This window comes from Bacillus sp. 205(2023), assembly GCF_037027485.1.
Lineage (GTDB): Bacteria > Bacillota > Bacilli > Bacillales > Bacillaceae > Bacillus > Bacillus halotolerans.
The window spans coordinates 1,035,442-1,053,235 of sequence record NZ_JAXCHF010000001.1 but is presented as its reverse complement, the minus strand read 5'-3'; the positions used below and the strand labels follow the sequence as shown (position 1 = coordinate 1,053,235).

Sequence of the window (17,794 nt, the reverse complement as noted above, 5' to 3'; positions counted from 1 at the left end):
TTTTATAAGGTGTAATATCCACCAGGATGTGTAAAGGATTTCTTTTCTGCCGCTCTAATAATATATCCAACTATTTTTTATTAAAATAATAAGGTTATAAGAAGAATAGAGAGTTTACATTCAGTCATGTTTATAATGACAAGAGATTAAGTTTTGGGTTGTTTGCCCTGATCTTTAAGATGTATTTTCCGAAGTATCAGAACTTTGTCACCAATATGTTCACGGAGAGTGGTAAACTGTTTACGAATTATTACTTTTGAAGGGGGACAACCTGAGTGAATCATAGATCAAAAACACCAAAAAAGGGTGTTTGTTTAGACAAATAACGAAATTATTTTTTAATCGGTGCAAGCTTTTGTGTTGAGATACGTGCTATTGTTCCTGCATATAAAAACATTTCACAGAATATTGAAAAAGAAAATCCAAGTGCGGACGCAAGGCCATAGAATGAGATGAGATCCTCAGTACAAGGCATAAAAATTGATGTCCGTTTTTTCAATTTTGACTAATAAGGACAAAGGATGTTATAGATGAAAAGAATTGATAAAATATACCATCAGCTCATGCATAATTTTCATGACTCCAGCTTAGATCATCTTTTAAAGGTACAGGGAAATTCAGCAAAGGAAATTGCTCAGCAATTGAAGATAGAGCGGTCCAATGTCAGTTTTGAATTAAACAATCTCGTGCGGTCCAAAAAGGTGATAAAAATTAAAACGTTTCCCGTGCGGTACATTCCAGTGGAAGTAGTGGAAAGAGCATTCAACAAAAAATGGAATACAGAGATAATGGAAGTTAAAGAGCTGAAGGGGCTTTCTGAAAATCAAAAAAAGAACGATCAAAATATTTCTACGAATCCTCTTGAACTTATGATTGGAGCAAAAGGCAGTTTGAAGAAAGCAATTTCTCAAGCAAAAGCAGCTGTTTTTTATCCTCCGCACGGTCTGCACATGCTTCTCTTAGGACCGACAGGCTCCGGTAAATCCCTTTTTGCGAACCGGATTTACCAGTTTGCGATTTACTCTGACATTTTGAATCCTGGTTCTCCGTTCATCACATTTAACTGTGCAGATTACTATAACAATCCTCAATTATTACTCTCTCAATTATTTGGTCATAAGAAAGGAGCATTTACCGGCGCCAGCGAAGATAAAGCCGGTTTAGTTGAGCAGGCCGACGGGGGCATTCTGTTTATGGATGAAATTCATCGTCTTCCGCCTGAGGGACAAGAAATGCTGTTTTATTTTATCGACAGCGGATCTTATAACCGTCTTGGAGAAACTGAACATAAAAGAACATCGAAAGTATTATTTATTTGCGCAACTACCGAAAACCCTAATTCTGCTCTATTAAAAACATTTTTGCGAAGAATTCCAATGACGATTCATATTCCATCGCTGGGAGAACGATCTCTTAAAGAGAGAGTTGATCTCACAACGTTTTTATTAGGGAAAGAAGCAGAGCGTATTAAGAAGAATCTAAGTGTGCATATCGATGTATATAATGCATTGATTCATTCTGCGAAGTTTGGGAATGTGGGACAGCTGAAATCAAATGTGCAGTTAGTTTGTGCACATGGATTTTTACATAATCTTGACAGAGATGAAGTTGTTGAACTGACCGTTCGGGATCTCCCGGATGAAATCAAGCAAGATTGGATGTCGAGCAGCAAAAACATGAAAAGAAGCAAAACGATTTCTGAATATGTCAATATCACAACCATCATATCCCCGATAGTAGAAGATGAAACAACAAAAATTGATGATGATCTATCATTTAATTTGTATCATTTGATAGAAGAAAAAGTCGAAGTGTTAAACAAAGAAGGCTTGTCCAAAAAGGAAATAAACCAATATATTTTAACGGATATTCATTTGCATGTCAGAAGCTTTTTTAATCAAAGCGCGTTCCGAAATGACAACCTGCTGACATTTGTTGAGGACGGCGTGATTCAAATGACGAAGCAATTAAAAGAAGTTGCTGAACAAGAACTGAATTGCACATTTGACCGTAAATTTATCTATTTTTTAAGTATGCATATCGATTCATTTTTAAAACGCGGTAAGCAAATTGATGTTTTAAATGCGCAGGAAACGGATGAAATCCGTGATACCCATGTGAAAGAGTATCAGGTGGCGCTCATATTCAAAGACAAAATTCAGGAACACTTCAGAGTAACCGTCCCGGAAATAGAAGTCATCTACTTAACGATGCTGATTCATTCCATCAAAACGTTAAAAGAAAACAAAAGAGTAGGGATTGTGGTTGCCGCACATGGAAATAGCATGGCGAGTTCCATGGTTGAAGTAGCGACGGAGCTTTTAGGAAGCACCCCAATTGCGGCCGTCGATATGCCCCTTTCTGTTTCACCTGCGGAAATTATGGAGCGCTTAGCGGGGAAAATACAGCAGGTAGATGAAGGTGAAGGTGTTTTAATGCTTGTTGATATGGGGTCACTTGCAATGCTGGAAAGCAAGCTTGAAGAAAAAACAGGCATCAAAATCAAAACAATCAGCAATGTCACGACCTCAATGGTGCTGGACGCCGTCAGAAAGGTGAACTATCTGAATTTACATTTACATGCCATATATGATTCGGTCACAAAGGATTTTATTGAGTTATGGGATCGGCAGCCTGCCGCCTCACCAGGCAAAAAGAGGGCGTTGGTTTCGATTTGCACAACAGGCAGCGGAACGGCAAAAAAGCTGGAAGACATCTTAACAACGATCGTAAACAAGGCCTCTGATGTTCCCATCCACATATTGACCGTATCATCGATTAAATTGGCAAACAGCATCAAAGAAATCGAAAAAGAGTATGAGATTCTTGCGACAGTAGGAACAAAAGATCCTAAAATCAATGCTCCGCATGTATCTTTGGAGGTATTAATTGGAGGAGAAGGAGAGAAGATGATCCAACAGGCGATCACAAAAGGCAGCATCCCGATGAGTAATGGATTATCGGGCGCAAATATCATTGTACGGGAGCTTTGCGAGGATAGTTTGAAAAAGTATCTGGTTTTTTTGAACCCCCATCACATTATAGAAATCTTATTAGAGTGGCTTCAGACCATTCAAGATGAGTTAGGCATCATTTTCAATAACACAGTGATGATCAAAGTGATTATGCATACGGCTTTTGCCTTTGAAAGGGTGATTAAACAGAATCCGATTGCTTTTTCCGAAGAAGACGAAATAACCGATCAGCTGAAAGAGATTTTTGAGGTGACAGAGCGAACATTAATCCCTTATGAACAAAAATTGGGACTGAACATAAGCGATGATGAAAAATTATTTATAGCCGCCATTTTTGCTGAAGAAGTACATGGCCACATGTGTTAAAAGCAGTTTTTTTCCGTAAACCTGTATTAAATGGAACGCCATTTTAATACAGGTTTATTTTTGTATTCACATGTGTTTCAATCAGCTTTCTTCATGTGCTGAAAAACAAATGAAAACGCTTAACACAGATTCTTTGGCACGATACTTGCATTATAAATGGATGTACGAAAAAGGAAAGGAGCAAACGTGTTATGATTTCAGTCATTATTAGCGGACATGGGGACTTTCCCATAGCATTAAAAGAATCTTCAGGCATGATATTCGGTGAAGAAAATCATCTGATAGCGGTGCCGTTTTTTAAAGGAGAGGGCATCCAAACGCTGCAAGAAAAATATCATCAGACGCTTCAGGATATTCCGAAAGAAAATGAGGTGCTTTTTTTAGTTGATATTTTTGGAGGCACACCATATAACGCAGCGGCTTCCTTCATCGCTAAGGATCAAAGAATGGATATGGCTGCCGGCATAAACCTGCCGATATTACTGGAGGTATTAAGCCTGAGAGAACACATGAAACTCAAAGAAATGCTGAATCACTTAAAAAAAATGAGTCAGCAAAGCTTTCAAGTTTGCAGCGAACATTTAGAAAAAGCAAAAACAGTTTGTGAAGAAAAAAGAGAGGATGAACTATGATGAACATTACATTGGCAAGAATTGATGACCGCTTTATTCACGGCCAAATCCTGACAAGATGGATTAAAGTCCATGCAGCAGACCGAATCATCGTTGTGTCAGATGACGTTGCGCAGGATGAAATGAGAAAAACCCTGATCCTTTCTGTTGCTCCTTCCAATGTAAAGGCGAGTGCCGTATCAATTTCTAAAATGGCAAAGGCGTTTCATAGTCCGCGCTACGAAGGGGTAACGGCGATGCTGCTGTTTGAAAACCCATCCGATATTGTATCTCTCATAGAAGCAGGCGTCCCTATCAAAACCGTAAATGTCGGAGGGATGCGTTTTGAGAATAATCGCCGGCAAATCACCAAATCAGTCAGCGTAACTGAAGAGGATATAGATGCGTTTGAAACATTAAATGAATTAGGCGTCACACTGGAATTGAGGCAGCTGCCTTCTGATGCCAGTGAAGACTTTATGGAGATTTTGAGAAATGTAACAAAATCATCAAGGGGATGAGATGATGACTTCAATACAAATTATTTTGTTGTTAATCATTGCAGCCATTACAGGTATTGCAAGTGTATTGGATGAAGGACAAACACACCGTCCGCTGATTGCCTGCACTTTGGTTGGCCTTGTGCTTGGTGATCTAAAAACAGGAATCATTTTAGGAGGAACGCTGGAGCTGATGGCGCTGGGCTGGATGAATGTCGGCCTCGCCATGGCGCCTGATACAGCCATTGCCTCTGTGATTTCAACCATTTTAGTGATTACCGCTGATCAAGGCATTGGTGAAGGCATTGCCGTCGCTGTTGCTTTGGCAGCTGCAGGTCAAGCGCTTACTATTTTTGTCCGAACGATTACTGTCTTTTTCATTCACCGTGCTGATAAATATGCCAGGGAGGGGAATATCAAAGGAATTGAAATTATGCATATTACTGCCATGGTGTTTCAGGCGCTGCGTGTTATGATACCGACTTTGATTGTGGCCTTAATCAGTGTGAGCGCTGTTCAGGCGTTCTTAGGAAATATTCCGGAAGTCATTACCAAAGGTTTGCAAATAGGAGGGGGCATCATTGTTGTTGTGGGGTATGCAATGGTGATCAATATGATGAATATCCCTTATCTTAAGCCATTTTTCTATATTGGTTTTTTGTTGGCAGCGTTTACCGATTTCAATTTAGTAGGGTTTGGCGCTCTTGGTCTCTGTCTGGCGCTTTTATACCAGCAGGTTATGCAAAAAAATAGCGCCCACGGGGCAGTTGCCGCAGCCGCAGACGGCAGCAATGCAGCTGTCTATGATGATGATGACGATCTTGATGCATAAGAACGAGGGGGGATGAAAATTGGAGAAAGAAAAAAGATTAACAAAGAAAGACATTTTCAGTATGTTTATCCGTTCGAATTTCTTGCTCGGCTCATTTAACTTTGAACGTGTGCAGGCAATGGGATATTGCTATGTGATGATACCGGCGATAAAAAAATTGTACGGTCCGGGAGCGAAAAGAAACGCAGCATTACAGCGCCACTTGGAATGGTTTAATACACACCCGTGGCTGTCCGCACCCATATTTGGGGTGACAGCTGCCATGGAAGAAGAAATGGCGAACAATAAAGGAATTGACGGGAAAGCAATAAGCGGGATGAAAATCGGTTTAATGGGCCCGATAGCGGGTGTGGGCGACCCTATTTTCTGGGGAACCGTACGTCCCGTATTGGCTGCTTTAGGGGCTTCTCTTGCTTTAGGCGGAAACATTGCCGGTCCTCTGCTGTTCTTTTTTCTGCTGAATGCCATCAGATTAACCACAAAATATTACGGTTTAAAGTATGGCTATGTAAAAGGGATGGAGATTCTGCAGGATCTAGCAGGGAATCGTATTCAAAAACTGACAGAAGGTGCTTCCATCCTCGGGTTATTTGTGATGGGGGCTTTGGTCTCCAAGTGGACCACCATCAACATCCCGATCGTTGTTTCAAGAATTAAAGATGATAACGGAAAAGTTGACGTTCAAACTGTGCAAAATATTTTAGACAGCATTATGCCGGGGGCGCTGCCTTTAGGATTGACTTTATTAGTGGCATGGATGCTGCGAAAAGGAGTAAATCCTCTCCTAATTATAGTTGGCATATTTGTGATCGGTATTCTTGGCTATTGGGCTGGATTTCTGGCATAAGCGCTTAACGGGTAAAAAGGGGAGAACCTGCCGAAGTCTTTCTCATAACCTCTTCATCATTCGATACAGCTTTTATCACGGATCACTCGTGCAGATGTCTCTCTTGAATGTTTTTATATGTTAGAGAGGAGAGAATCAGAATGAAAAAGAAGCTTATTCAAGTCGTGATCCTATTCACCATGCTGTTTACTATGGCACTGCCAGTAAGTGCAGCCGATTCAAGCTACTATGATGAGGATTACCGTCCTCAATATCATTTCACACCAGAGGCAAACTGGATGAATGATCCAAACGGAATGGTTTATTATGCAGGGGAGTATCATTTGTTTTATCAGCATCATCCATACGGTCTGCAATGGGGGCCGATGCATTGGGGCCATGCAGTAAGCAAGGATTTAGTTCACTGGAAGCACCTTCCCATAGCGCTGTCACCTGATGAAAAAGGCACAATTTTTTCCGGGGGCGCAGTGGTCGATTGGAATAATACAAGCGGTTTTCAAACCGGAAAGGAGAAGCCGCTTGTCTCTATATATACGCAGGATCATGAAGACGGCCAAGTGCAAAGCGTCGCCTATAGTAATGATAAAGGCAGAACGTGGACGAAATACTCAGGTAATCCGGTCATTCCAAACCCGGGAAAAAAAGATTTTCGCGATCCGAAAGTGTTTTGGTATGAAGAAGATAAAAAGTGGGTGATGGTCCTGGCAGCTGGTGACCGAATTCTCATTTATACATCAAAAAATCTGAAGAAGTGGACATATGCAAGTGAGTTTGGTCAAGGACAAGGAAGTCATGGAGGCGTATGGGAATGTCCGGATTTATTTGAGCTTCCTGTAGACGGCAATCCGAAACAAAAGAAATGGGTGATGCAAGTCAGTGTCGGAAACGGTGCGATTTCAGGAGGATCAGGCATGCAATATTTTGTAGGAAGTTTTGATGGAACAACTTTCAAGAACGAAAACCCGTCAGACAAAGTATTATGGACTGACTATGGTAAAGACTTTTATGCGGCTGTTTCTTGGTCCGATGTCCCTTCTTCAGATGGACGGCGGCTTTGGCTAGGGTGGATGAGCAATTGGCAATATGCCAACGATGTTCCTACATCTCCATGGAGAAGTGCAACGACTATTCCAAGAGAAGTAAAATTGAAAGCGCTTTCTGGAGGGATCAGAGTTATTCAAACACCAGTAACAGAGCTGCAATCTATCAGGGGAGCCGCGCAGAAGTGGAAAAATAAGATTATATCGCCAGAAAGCAGTAATGTATTGGCGGGTATATCTGGAGATGCTTATGAAATGAATGCAGAGTTTCAAGTGAATCCAGGTTCGGCTTCTGAATTCGGTTTTAAGGTTCGAACAGGGAGAAATCAATATACAAAAATCGGTTATCATCAAAAGAGCGGCAAACTGTTCGTTGACCGAAGCCAATCCGGAAATGTCACCTTTAATCCAACCTTTAACACTGGGAAGCAAGCAGCTCCGCTGAAGCCGGTAAATGGAAAGATTAAAATGCGTATTTTTGTTGACCGCTCTTCAGTCGAAGTATTTGGTAATGACGGGCAACAGGTGTTGACTGACATCATTCTTCCGGATAGATCAAGCAAAGGTCTTGAATTATATGCTATTAATGGCCGTGCTAAGGTAAACTCCCTCACGATTCATCCTTTAAAAAAAGCATGGGGAGCGTCACCGTTTATATCCAATTTGACTGGCTGGACAACTGTAAACGGTACGTGGGCCGACACAATTGATGGAAAACAAGGACGATCAGACGGCGATTCCTTCATGATGTCTTCAGCATCAGGAGCTGACTTCACTTATGAATCCGATATAATCATTAAGGATGGGAACGGAAAAGGGGCAGGGGCTCTTGTGTTTCGTTCTGATAAAGACGCACAAAACGGTTATGTAGCCAATGTGGATGCGAAACATGATCTTGTGAAATTTTTTAAATTTGAGGACGGGATTGCCTCTGTTATTGCCGAACACCAAACACCGATAGATATAAATAAAAAATATCATCTGAAAACTGTGGCTCATGGCGCTCACTTTAAAATATATTTGGATGACCGTCTAGTCATAGATGCTGAAGATTCTGCATTCTCAGAAGGTCAATTTGGCTTGAACGTTTGGGATGCTACAGCAGCCTTCCAGAATGTCAGCGCAAAGGCTGATTAGAAAAGACAAAAGAGGCATTTTAAATGAAGGGGGAATTGAGATTCTTACACTTTCTCTATAAAAAAAGGCACAGACTCAAACAGTCTGTGCCTTTTTCTTATTTCAACAGGTTCAATGATTCGCGGTTAAATGCTTCCAAATCATCAGGTGTTCTGCTTGTTACAATGTTGTGGCTGACGACTACTTCTTCGTCTTTGTAATTTGCACCAGCGTTGATCAAGTCTTTGCGAATGCTGCGGTAGCCAGTGATGTCTTTGCCTTTCAGAAGATCCGTATCAATGAGTACCTGCGGGCCGTGGCAAATAGCGAAAACAGGTTTCTCATTTTCTACAAATGCTTTCGCAAATTCACCCGGCCGGTCATCTCCGCGAAGCAAATCTGGGGAAAATCCTCCAGGAATCAATAGGGCATCGAATTCACTTGCATCTACGTCGGAGATCGCTTTGTCGATCTTCACTTTCTCGCCATGTTTACCGGTAACTTCCTTGCCTGCTTCCAAATCAATGGCAACGACGCTATGGCCAGCTTCTTCGTATGCCTTTACCGGACTTGTATATTCGATATCTTCGAATTGGTCTGTAACGAGAACAGCGATTTTTTTGCTCATATTTATACCTCCTATGAATTCCTATATACCATAGAATAACAGGCAGGTTCATCGTCCTTCAAAATATTTGCTTGAGATGTTTTTCGTAAGAGTCCTGCGAAAGGGTTGTTTTATAGATTTTATGGTTTTCATATGGTAACATCACCGCCAAAACGAGGCTACCCCACCTTTTACAACTATTCCGACTTATAATGTAGAAATATCAATAACGAATCGATAGCGTACATCACTGCGAAGAACACGCTCATATGCTTCATCCACTTGATCGGCACGAATCACCTCAATTTTAGGTGCAATGCCATGCTGAGCAGCGAAATCAAGCATCTCTTGTGTTTCTGGAATTCCGCCGACAAGAGAACCCGCTAGGCTGCGGCGGCCCATGATTAAGGAGAATACACTATATTTGTCCGGCTCGGCCGGTGCCCCTACATTCACAAGTGTTCCGTCTATCCGAAGCATTGATAAATAGGCATCTACATCAAGGTTCGCGGATACTGTATTTAAGATTACGTCAAAACGCCCGGCCAATTCAATAAATGTAGCTTGATTACTGGTTGCATAGTAATGGTCAGCCCCTAGTTCAAGGGCTTCCTCTTTCTTATTCATAGAGCGGCTCAGGACGGTTACCTCTGCACCCAAAGCATGCGCAAATTGAATCGCCAAATGACCAAGCCCGCCGACCCCTACAATCGCAACCTTTTTGCCTGGGCCGACGTTCCAGTGTTTTAGAGGGGAATATGTTGTAATCCCTGCACACAGTAGAGGGCTGGCAACATCCATCTCCAAACTGTCCGGTATCCGAACAACGAACCTGTCAGTGACAACGATTTTTTGGCTGTATCCGCCATACGTCGGATTTCCATCATAGTCCAGTGAATTATAAGTTTGGACAACACCTTTAGTGCAGAACTGTTCCTCACCGCTGAGGCAGTATTCGCATTCTCCGCAGGAGTCAACAAAACAGCCGACGCCAACGCGATCTCCGACAGCAAATTTTGTGACTTCTGCTCCCACAGCCTCCACAACTCCGGAGATTTCGTGACCGGGAACCATCGGAAAAATTCCTCCGCCCCATTCATCGAACGCACTGTGGATATCGGAATGGCAAATACCGCTGAACTTAATGTCGATTAAGACGTCGTGCGGCCGTAATTCTCTTCTTTCAATTGTAGTCTGTTCAAATTTCGCTTTAGCATTTGGTACACTTAATACACGAGTTTTATAATGATTACACATACAGACCTTCCTTTCATATAGTCAGTTTCCAGATAAGAACATGTCACTTGGTGTTTGTCATGTGTGTTCAACATCACTTTAAACCTTAAAGTCCACTTTAAGGCAAGAGTTTTTTTAGAAACATATTTTTATAAAAGATTAAGAGTAAACACAATGATTGAAGAAATAATGCTTTTTTAACACTTAAGCAAATTCTGTACGGCCGCTCATATAAAAAAACGCATCGAATCAATTGACTCGATGCGTTCATTTTATAATGCATCATACCATTCATCATGAGCAGGCTCTAACCAGTCCGTCTCTCCAGGAGTAATGGCTAAATGCACAAATCAACTGTCTTTTGTTGCGCCATGCCAATGTTTTACGTGCGGCGGAATATTCATGACATCTCCTGAAGAATGAGATTGAGAAATACGTCAGAGTTTAAACTTGGTTTCTTCTTGACTTAAAGTGAACTTTAAGTGTTATCTTCAAAAACAGCAGGATAAAGAGGTGAAAAATATGAATATTACGCAAGTGGCAAAGCAGTTTGGCCTAACAGCCGCAACGCTCAGATATTATGAACGTGTTGGATTGATCCCGCCGGTAAAACGAAAAGAAAGCGGAATCCGCGATTATGATGAAGAAGATATCAAATGGGTTGAATTCATCAAATGCATGCGAAATGCTGGACTAACGATAGAAGCGTTAATTGAATATACAACCTTATTTACTGAAGGAGACCGAACAGTAGAAGCCCGCAAAAATATCCTGGCTGACGAAAGACAGCGATTGATAGAAAAGCGGAAAGAAATTGATGAAACAATAAAAAGATTAAATAAAAAAATCGAGGATTATGATGGGAAATTGCGCGAAAATGAGGACAAACTCAAAAGCAGACCTAAAACGGAAAGTGTTTTCATGGATAAGTACCAGTAAGGCTAGAATGAATTAAACAATTCCTTCTTTGTTAACATTTATCATAAAAGAGCAGGGGAAATCGCAGAAAAACGCGGTGTTCCCCGTATTCATATCGCGCTTGCCTGGCTGCTGCAGAAAGAGCCTGTAACAGCTCCTATTATTGGTGCTACAAAAATGTCACACCTTGAAGATGCCGTAGGTGCTCTTGCAGTTAAATTGACGCCTGAAGAAGTTAGGTTTCTAGAAGAACCATATGTACCTCACCGAATAGTTGGTCATCATTAATTATGGTCGAAAACGATATTGCTAATCAACAAGATACTACGCTTTCGGATTGAGAGAAAGAATAGAGGGCTTAAGAATAAAAACTGGCCTATTCCAATTCCTTAAGGGAATTTCAGGCCTAAGGAGCAGGGAGAATGATAGAAAAACAGTATACAATTATCGCGAGTACAGGCTTCGCCCGTGCAGCGGCCTTGTTAGTGCGTGCGGCTTGTCAATTCAGCTCCAGTATATATCTTGAATATCAAGGGGAATCTGTCGATCTGAAAAATACACCCAAGTCCCTCATTGATGTGATGTCACTAGGAATTAAACCTAATACCCACATTAAGATAAGAGTTAATGGCGTTGACGAGTATGAGGCTTTACAAGCGTTAGAAGATCATTTGCAAAAAAACAAGTTCACAAAGAAATGAGGAAGAAAACCTCTCTTTTTTTATCATTTTCAGGGACTCGCTCCAAGTCCCCCTTTTTTATACGAGCGTTTTGTTTAACTGCTTATCTTCAAAAGAAACCAACTCATTTTAAAGCCGAAAATCTTATAATTGGAAAGGGGAGGGTAATAAAAAAGGCATTCATAAGGATGCCTAAAATGAATCTTTACTGAATGATTACCTATTCCATCTTTTTACTGGTTTACAGCGTGGATATCTTAAGTCATTTCCACAATCATATTCCTCAACGATATTTTCATTCTCTGTAGATTGTGTCACTGGATAGTAATTTTCTACTCTTGTAACATTTCTATTAACATTAACAATGTGAGTCGGCTGAACACGTCTAACAGTACGTTCATTGGTTGTTGTATTTACAACATTTCTTGTGGGAGAAACAATTGTTTCTACATTGTTGCCTCCATTGCCCCCATTAAAACCATTGAAGCCATTGGTACCGTTGTTCCCGCGACGAGAGCCGAACATGAATTCGTCTACACTTCTAAACCCACCGTTGCTGCAGCTCATCAAAATCACCCTCTCAAAAAATCTTGTCTTACAATATAAGTTATGAAAGAAAAAAGGTTGTCTTAGACAAGAAACTCATATTATAAAAAATCCGCTATTATTTAGGGTTTCGATGAGCATGACAAGAAAGGGGACAAAGTTTTCTGTCATTTTGATTTAGAAAACTAGAACGAGTAAGTCATGACATTGGTAACGAGTTCAGAAAGTGGTTTCAGATAACAATGTGACTGAAGCTATAAAAATGGAGAGCCTACGGCTGCTGGCTGATAGAAGAGGCATAGTATGTATCCTTAAAGTTACGAAATGTGAATGAAAAACAAGTGCAGGAGGTTCTATATTTCAGTCTAATGATGTAGCTTAAATAAGCTAAATGTAGAAAGAATTTGTTTCTCATTTTAGATATATTAAGAGAGGGGGGATGAATAGTGAAAATAAAAAATCTTGAAATATTTGTTTCTCATTTTAATCAAACTGTAAGCTTTTATAAAGATATCCTTCAATTTAAAAGGCTGGCGTTAACTGATACATTAGCCACATTTCAAGTGGGAGAAAGCATCTTAACCTTGCATCAAGACGAAGTGAATCGCTATTACTATCATTTTGCGTTTAATATCCATTCGAATATTTTCGCACAAGCTAAAGAATGGCTGAAAAAGAAGGTTGATTTACTTGAAGAAGATGGTGACGATGAAGTGTATTTTGCAAATGCAAAGGCAAGATCGATATATTTTGAAGATCCTGCAGGTAATATTGTTGAGTTTATTTCTCGATTAGAAACCTCTCCGGAAACGAAGTCAAAAGAATTCACGCCCGACAATGTAATAGGGATAAGCGAGATTGGTTTATCTACAAATCATGTTAAAGAATGTTTTGATTACCTTTTAAAGCTGGGAATTCGGCAAAGAGATGATGAACCTTTCTCAAAAAATCATTTACTTTTCATGGGAGAGTATAAAGAAGGAGTCTATATTTTATTAGGTCCTGTCGGAAGAAGATGGATATTCTCGGATAAATACAGTATAGATGCACCACTCATGATGGAAACTGACCGAGGGATCATCAAAAATTTTGATTAGTAATCAAGCTTTTAAGTGGTGTGTGACATATCTTTCATGCATTATTTCGGCTTGCATTGCAATCCCTATATTCCCAAATTTTACCCTCTCATCTGTCGGAAAATTCAGTAATAATGGCACTTCTCATATACCTGTTTGATGGTAATATGATATCAATATATGTAAACGAAAGGGGCGAAGATGGTCTGCCGAATCATTCCTGAACTGAATGTAAGAAAGCCAGACGCAGGACATTTATGATGAGGAGGAGTATAAGTTGAGAAAGCTAAAAATGGCAAGTTTGTTAACCGTTATGATGGCGTCATTCTTCATTTTTTCTAGTCATGCACAAGCAGTTCAGTATTACACTGTCTCAACAAGCAGCGGTGCTCCGGTAAATATGCGCAGCGGCCCAGGTACAAGTTGGGGGATTGTAACAACCATCCAGAGCGGCACCCGTATCCCGATCTATTGCTACAAAACCGGTACAACTGTAACTGGAAAGTATGGAACAAGTAATATTTGGAATTACACAGAGCGGACGCTTGCAAGCGGGGAGATCGTTCCTGGGTTTGTTTCTGATACATATATGTATACAGGCTCAGACGGCCCGGTAGTTCCTAAATGCAGCTGGTAGTCTTAGCTGCAATCAAAAAACTAATACAGTGATATTTTCATAGAAAGAGGGATTCAATTGACTAAATTGAAAACGTTGAGTATGTTAACCGTTATGATTGCATCATTGTTCATCTTTTCCAGTCAGGCACTTGCAGTTCAGTACTTTACTGTCTCAACAAGCAGCGGTGCGCCTGTAAATATGCGCAGCGGTCCAGGTACAAATTATCCTATTATGCTTTCCATTCCTAGCGGCTCGCGTGTTCCTTACTATTGCTATGCTTATGGAACAACTGTAACCGGAAAGTATGGAACGAGTAATATTTGGGACCAAATCCAGTGGAAAGATTCCCGGGGTATTGTGAATATTGGATATGTGTCTGACACTTATGTTTACACAGGCTCAGACGGCCCTGTAGGTTACCGTTGCAACTAGCTGTATACTCCGTACAATAGAGTCTCTTCTTTAGGGCCCATCTGAATGAACCATACCAACTGGTGTGGTTTTTCCTGTTTATAAATAACTCAATCGCTGGGATAGCCCACTTATTAATGATAACTTTAAGTACATAAATGAAAGACCGAGGAAATTGTATTTGTATTTTGTATGAACAGTCAAGAGGGCAGAAAGTAAGATGATAAAATCATGAAAACATCTCATTTTCCCTTTGATCTTTGCATAAGATAAATGTATAATACAAATCGTAATAATTTCGATTTGAGGAGAAGGGGTGTCGTAATGGGAATTTTATTTGCAAAGAGGTTAGGGATATTAGCGATTGGTTCATTACTAGTATTGGCAGGATGTCAGACTTCAGGTTCACCTAAAGGTGAGTCTAATAAAACAGCATCATCCTCAGCAGTTGAAGAAGACTCTTCTAAAACGCAAGAGCAAACATCAGAATCTCATCATCATAATCATGATCACGAACATAATCATGCACATGATGAAGAAACAGAAAAAATTTATGAAGGCGATTTTAAAAACAGTCAAGTAAAGGATCGTTCACTTTCTGACTGGGAAGGAGACTGGCAATCTGTATATTCATACCTGCAAGATGGTACTCTTGACGAAGTATTTTCTTATAAAGCAGAACATGAAGGTGACATGACAGCTGAAGAATATAAAGAATATTTTAAAAAAGGGTATCAAACAGATGTTGAACGTATCTTAATTCAACCAGATACTGTAACGTTCTTCAAAAATGGGAAAGAATATTCTGGTCAGTATATTTATGACGGGTACGAAATTCTGACATATGATGCGGGCAATAGAGGGGTAAGATACATATTCAGACTTGCTAAAGAAGCTGAAGGACTTCCTCAGTATATTCAGTTTAGTGATCATAGTATCTATCCGACTAAATCCAATCATTACCATCTGTATTGGGGTGACGACCGTGAAGCTTTACTTGATGAAGTCAAAAACTGGCCTACCTATTACCCGTCAGAAATGGACGGACATGATATTGCCCATGAGATGATGGCGCATTAAAAACGGCCCTTGGCCTTGATCGTTTCCTCATCAATTGGAAATAACGAACTTGATATTGAATACATTATTATTGATAAGGACTTATACAGATAGATGCATGTGTAGCTGCTGACTCCTCGTCAGCAGTTTTTTTCCCTCTTTACATTTCTTCCGTTTTACCATCTCCCTGCCTTATAATACGAATGAAACGCTTTATTTTTTTAAGCCTATGCCTGAGCTGTACGTTCAAAGATGGGGGTGTATCCCAAATGAAATGGGTTGTTAAACGGTTTAATATCAATAAAAAATTATTAAAAAGGTTAATGATTGTTCCAATTTTCTTCATCTGTTATGTTTTATTTTTAAATCCTGAAATTATACTTGAAGAGCAATGTCCTAATAAGCCTTATAGTTTAACAATCGTAAAGCACGGGACAGGTATATTCGATAAGAAAATTGTTTTAATATATTACAAGATTAACGGGAAAACAGTAGCTATTGGGAATTTGGTGTTTTTTGAGAATTTGAGCAGAGATATAGATGTTACTTGGGATACGAATACTGATGATGGAACTTGGTGGATAGATAAAAGCGTACATTTAACAATGACTTATGCTAAAAATTTTAAGGGGGATTTAGACAAGATAGATATTGATTTTGATTATGGTACTGTCCAATAATAACAATTAGTTTATCTAAAATATGACTTTACACTAAAAGAACCGCCAGTTGCGGTTCAGTTGAATTATACTCTGCTCTAAATTGCTTTAGGAGCAGTTTTTTCTTTCCTTACAAATACCATGATTCCAGGGATGATCATAAGTATAGCTGGTATTAAGTAAAACCAATCAATACATATAAGTCCTCCAATCCCTGAAATAAAAAGTAAAACACTGCTCAACTTTGGTTTGAATAAGATAACAATTGAAGCGGTAAACCCAATGCATGAAAAGACCAAAGATATCCATGCCCCAACAAGGAGGTCACTTGTCATATCAAAATATCTGATCAAATGAAAAAATAAATCTAAGTAGGCGATACCTAAAGCTAGAATAGATGCTACAACGCCCAATATGCTCCCTATTAAACTTAAAACAAACTCAATGGTTCTCTTCACAATAAACGCTCCTTATGTAATCTTCATTTTTATATATGATAATGTAAAAGAGACCTACATGAAAATAAAATGAGAAAAACAACAAAAACCTATGTCCTGTAAGGGTTTCTAAGTGGTTCTAAAATCACTTTATAAATGAGAATCTAAATCTTATTAGTAAACAGAATTAAATAAACAGAAATAAATAATAATAAACTAGACTGCGTTTATTTATCTGATTTCCGTCTTTCTTTTAATTGCTCCGTTATAATTTCCAAAGCCAGCCTGTAAGATCTCATCAGTAATTTCTCCGTCTATTGCTGCAAGGAACGTTTCAGGATCGTTCAGTCCTTTTTTTGCTTCATACTTGAACACTTTTTCAAGTTTTCGGAGCACATTTTAATCATCTGACTCCAACTCAGCTGGGAGGCATTATTAGAAATTCGGTGATGTAAACGGAATATGCTGAATTCATTTTCATAACAAAATATGGTATTGTTCAACAATTTCGTTCGACAAATTTTGCGAATTGTAGACAACTTCCTGATTATTTGGATAATTATCTGGATAGGAGGAGATAAGTTGTCATATGTCACTATACTTATAATTGTTGCATTAATCGGAGCATTAGTAACAGCAGTAGTCGGTATCATATCTTCAAAAGTGGAGATGATCTCTCCAAAAACTCAAAGAGAATCAAAAGGAGAAGAACAGAAAAGTTTTTATATGCTGAAATAAAGTGGAGAAAGAGCATCTCCTGCGGGGGCTTTTTAATAAAGAGGAGTTGAAAAAACTGAGTCAAATGAATTTACTTCTAAGATTTTCACTTGAAGTTGCGGCATTGATTTTCATAGGTGTGTTTGCTTGGACTCACTTCAATGGTTTTTTAAAATATGTTTTAACTTTAGTTTTACCAATTGCAGTTATGATTATCTGGTCCGTGTTTGCAGTGCCCAATGATCCTAGCCGAAGCGGTCAAACTGTAGTAGCCGTGAACGGGGTTATAAGATTATTTATTGAATTATTGATCTTTGCAATGGCTGTTGCAGCGCTTTATTTTAGTAATTTAAAAACAGTTTGTATCATCTTTTTTTGTCTTATATTGCTACACTATATAACTTCAGCTGGGCGTATAAAATGGCTTCTAAATCAATAAATTATATTAAGCTAAAACTGTTGACTATTTTAAAAAAACTCATAGAGCTTCAGAAAGATGAAGATTGGTATTTTATATTTCCTTGGTTCAGAAACTTTGTCAG

19 protein-coding genes and 3 pseudogenes are annotated in these 17,794 nt (G+C 39.4%); 16 read left to right on the top strand and 6 right to left on the bottom strand.

The genetic code is table 11. The annotated features are described in order from the left end of the window. Positions 1–530: 530 nt before the first annotated feature. The 6 genes from WA325_RS05395 (at position 531) to WA325_RS05370 (ending at position 8,308) form a co-directional block, all read left to right on the top strand. Positions 531–3,341, top strand: coding sequence for a sigma 54-interacting transcriptional regulator (locus tag WA325_RS05395; protein ID WP_248337309.1), 2,811 nt, complete (start codon positions 531–533; stop codon positions 3,339–3,341). A gap of 191 nt (positions 3,342–3,532) precedes the next feature. Continuing rightward, a complete protein-coding gene (gene levD / locus WA325_RS05390; RefSeq protein ID WP_059335489.1) occupies positions 3,533–3,973 on the top strand; it encodes a PTS fructose transporter subunit IIA in 441 nt (146 codons plus the stop codon). Further along, complete coding sequence (locus WA325_RS05385; protein WP_326139794.1) at positions 3,973–4,473, top strand: mannose/fructose/sorbose PTS transporter subunit IIB; 501 nt, start codon at positions 3,973–3,975, stop codon at positions 4,471–4,473. The genes levD and WA325_RS05385 overlap by 1 nt, the downstream gene beginning before the upstream one ends. A 4-nt stretch (positions 4,474–4,477) precedes the next feature. Further along, positions 4,478–5,284: a PTS fructose transporter subunit IIC gene (levF, locus tag WA325_RS05380; protein ID WP_044154405.1), complete on the top strand. Its 807-nt coding sequence runs from the start codon at positions 4,478–4,480 to the stop codon at positions 5,282–5,284. Positions 5,285–5,303: 19 nt separating this feature from the next. Next, positions 5,304–6,131 (top strand): PTS fructose transporter subunit IID, encoded by an 828-nt coding sequence (levG, locus tag WA325_RS05375; protein ID WP_105953536.1) that lies wholly within the window; start codon positions 5,304–5,306, stop codon positions 6,129–6,131. 140 nt (positions 6,132–6,271) lie between these two features. Next, the gene (locus WA325_RS05370) at positions 6,272–8,308 is read left to right on the top strand and encodes a GH32 C-terminal domain-containing protein (protein WP_336183290.1); all 2,037 of its coding nucleotides are present in this window, start codon (positions 6,272–6,274) and stop codon (positions 8,306–8,308) included. A 97-nt stretch (positions 8,309–8,405) separates the two neighbouring features. Here the strand turns inward: WA325_RS05370 and yraA are convergent, their stop codons facing one another. The 3 genes and pseudogenes from yraA to WA325_RS05355 form a co-directional block, all read right to left on the bottom strand. Further along, entirely contained in the window at positions 8,406–8,915 is a 510-nt protein-coding gene (gene yraA, locus WA325_RS05365; RefSeq protein WP_069487145.1) for a cysteine protease YraA, read from the bottom strand. Between the two features lie 186 nt (positions 8,916–9,101). Then, positions 9,102–10,151 carry an NAD(P)-dependent alcohol dehydrogenase gene (locus WA325_RS05360; protein ID WP_105990324.1) on the bottom strand — a complete coding sequence of 350 codons (1,050 nt, stop codon included), beginning with the start codon at positions 10,149–10,151 and terminating at the stop codon, positions 9,102–9,104. A 251-nt stretch (positions 10,152–10,402) separates the two neighbouring features. Continuing rightward, positions 10,403–10,549, bottom strand: a pseudogene (locus tag WA325_RS05355) (gamma-carboxymuconolactone decarboxylase); the annotation flags it as partial. 103 nt (positions 10,550–10,652) lie between these two features. Here WA325_RS05355 and WA325_RS05350 point away from each other — a divergent pair. From WA325_RS05350 to WA325_RS05340, 3 genes and pseudogenes are all read left to right on the top strand, one after another. After that, a complete protein-coding gene (locus WA325_RS05350; protein ID WP_105990325.1) occupies positions 10,653–11,069 on the top strand; it encodes a MerR family transcriptional regulator in 417 nt (138 codons plus the stop codon). Positions 11,070–11,114: 45 nt separating this feature from the next. Further along, positions 11,115–11,336: pseudogene (locus WA325_RS05345) on the top strand (aldo/keto reductase); the annotation flags it as partial. A 134-nt stretch (positions 11,337–11,470) separates the two neighbouring features. Further along, positions 11,471–11,749, top strand: coding sequence for an HPr family phosphocarrier protein (locus tag WA325_RS05340; RefSeq protein ID WP_105953541.1), 279 nt, complete (start codon positions 11,471–11,473; stop codon positions 11,747–11,749). Between the two features lie 195 nt (positions 11,750–11,944). Here WA325_RS05340 and WA325_RS05335 read toward each other — a convergent pair whose 3' ends face one another. Further along, entirely contained in the window at positions 11,945–12,295 is a 351-nt protein-coding gene (locus WA325_RS05335) for a CotD family spore coat protein (protein WP_105990326.1), read from the bottom strand. A 425-nt stretch (positions 12,296–12,720) separates the two neighbouring features. On the opposite strand from WA325_RS05335, the gene WA325_RS05330 reads away from it, so the two are divergent. The 5 genes from WA325_RS05330 (at position 12,721) to WA325_RS05310 (ending at position 16,119) form a co-directional block, all read left to right on the top strand. Beyond that, the gene (locus WA325_RS05330) at positions 12,721–13,371 is read left to right on the top strand and encodes a VOC family protein (RefSeq protein ID WP_336183289.1); all 651 of its coding nucleotides are present in this window, start codon (positions 12,721–12,723) and stop codon (positions 13,369–13,371) included. A gap of 256 nt (positions 13,372–13,627) precedes the next feature. Further along, positions 13,628–13,987 (top strand): SH3 domain-containing protein, encoded by a 360-nt coding sequence (locus WA325_RS05325; protein WP_142391638.1) that lies wholly within the window; start codon positions 13,628–13,630, stop codon positions 13,985–13,987. A 57-nt stretch (positions 13,988–14,044) separates the two neighbouring features. Continuing rightward, positions 14,045–14,401, top strand: a complete 357-nt coding sequence (locus tag WA325_RS05320) for an SH3 domain-containing protein (RefSeq protein ID WP_105953543.1) — start codon at positions 14,045–14,047, stop codon at positions 14,399–14,401. Positions 14,402–14,704: 303 nt separating this feature from the next. After that, on the top strand, positions 14,705–15,460 hold the full coding sequence (locus WA325_RS05315; protein ID WP_305934504.1) for a metal-binding protein ZinT: 756 nt from the start codon (positions 14,705–14,707) through the stop codon (positions 15,458–15,460). A gap of 248 nt (positions 15,461–15,708) precedes the next feature. After that, the gene (locus tag WA325_RS05310) at positions 15,709–16,119 is read left to right on the top strand and encodes a hypothetical protein (protein ID WP_248337323.1); all 411 of its coding nucleotides are present in this window, start codon (positions 15,709–15,711) and stop codon (positions 16,117–16,119) included. A gap of 77 nt (positions 16,120–16,196) precedes the next feature. On the opposite strand, the gene WA325_RS05305 is transcribed toward WA325_RS05310, so the two are convergent. Together WA325_RS05305 and WA325_RS05300 are read right to left on the bottom strand one after the other, a co-directional pair. Continuing rightward, positions 16,197–16,556: a hypothetical protein gene (locus WA325_RS05305; RefSeq protein ID WP_227597844.1), complete on the bottom strand. Its 360-nt coding sequence runs from the start codon at positions 16,554–16,556 to the stop codon at positions 16,197–16,199. Between the two features lie 206 nt (positions 16,557–16,762). After that, positions 16,763–16,916: pseudogene (locus tag WA325_RS05300) on the bottom strand (transcriptional regulator); the annotation flags it as partial. Positions 16,917–17,117: 201 nt separating this feature from the next. Between WA325_RS05300 and WA325_RS05295 the strand changes: the two are divergent. Then, positions 17,118–17,273, top strand: coding sequence for a hypothetical protein (locus tag WA325_RS05295; RefSeq protein WP_180950485.1), 156 nt, complete (start codon positions 17,118–17,120; stop codon positions 17,271–17,273). 46 nt (positions 17,274–17,319) lie between these two features. Further along, positions 17,320–17,691, top strand: coding sequence for a YrdB family protein (locus WA325_RS05290; protein ID WP_227598116.1), 372 nt, complete (start codon positions 17,320–17,322; stop codon positions 17,689–17,691). The last annotated feature ends 103 nt before the right edge of the window (positions 17,692–17,794 follow it).

Coding starts and splice junctions, on each gene's coding strand:
- WA325_RS05395 (WP_248337309.1), top strand. CDS start 531: ATGAAAAGAATTGATAAAATATACCATCAGCTCATGCATAATTTTCAT.
- levD (WP_059335489.1), top strand. CDS start 3,533: ATGATTTCAGTCATTATTAGCGGACATGGGGACTTTCCCATAGCATTA.
- WA325_RS05385 (WP_326139794.1), top strand. CDS start 3,973: ATGAACATTACATTGGCAAGAATTGATGACCGCTTTATTCACGGCCAA.
- levF (WP_044154405.1), top strand. CDS start 4,478: ATGACTTCAATACAAATTATTTTGTTGTTAATCATTGCAGCCATTACA.
- WA325_RS05370 (WP_336183290.1), top strand. CDS start 6,272: ATGAAAAAGAAGCTTATTCAAGTCGTGATCCTATTCACCATGCTGTTT.
- yraA (WP_069487145.1), bottom strand. CDS start 8,915: ATGAGCAAAAAAATCGCTGTTCTCGTTACAGACCAATTCGAAGATATC.
- WA325_RS05360 (WP_105990324.1), bottom strand. CDS start 10,151: ATGTGTAATCATTATAAAACTCGTGTATTAAGTGTACCAAATGCTAAA.
- WA325_RS05350 (WP_105990325.1), top strand. CDS start 10,653: ATGAATATTACGCAAGTGGCAAAGCAGTTTGGCCTAACAGCCGCAACG.
- WA325_RS05340 (WP_105953541.1), top strand. CDS start 11,471: ATGATAGAAAAACAGTATACAATTATCGCGAGTACAGGCTTCGCCCGT.
- WA325_RS05335 (WP_105990326.1), bottom strand. CDS start 12,295: ATGAGCTGCAGCAACGGTGGGTTTAGAAGTGTAGACGAATTCATGTTC.
- WA325_RS05315 (WP_305934504.1), top strand. CDS start 14,705: ATGGGAATTTTATTTGCAAAGAGGTTAGGGATATTAGCGATTGGTTCA.
- WA325_RS05310 (WP_248337323.1), top strand. CDS start 15,709: ATGAAATGGGTTGTTAAACGGTTTAATATCAATAAAAAATTATTAAAA.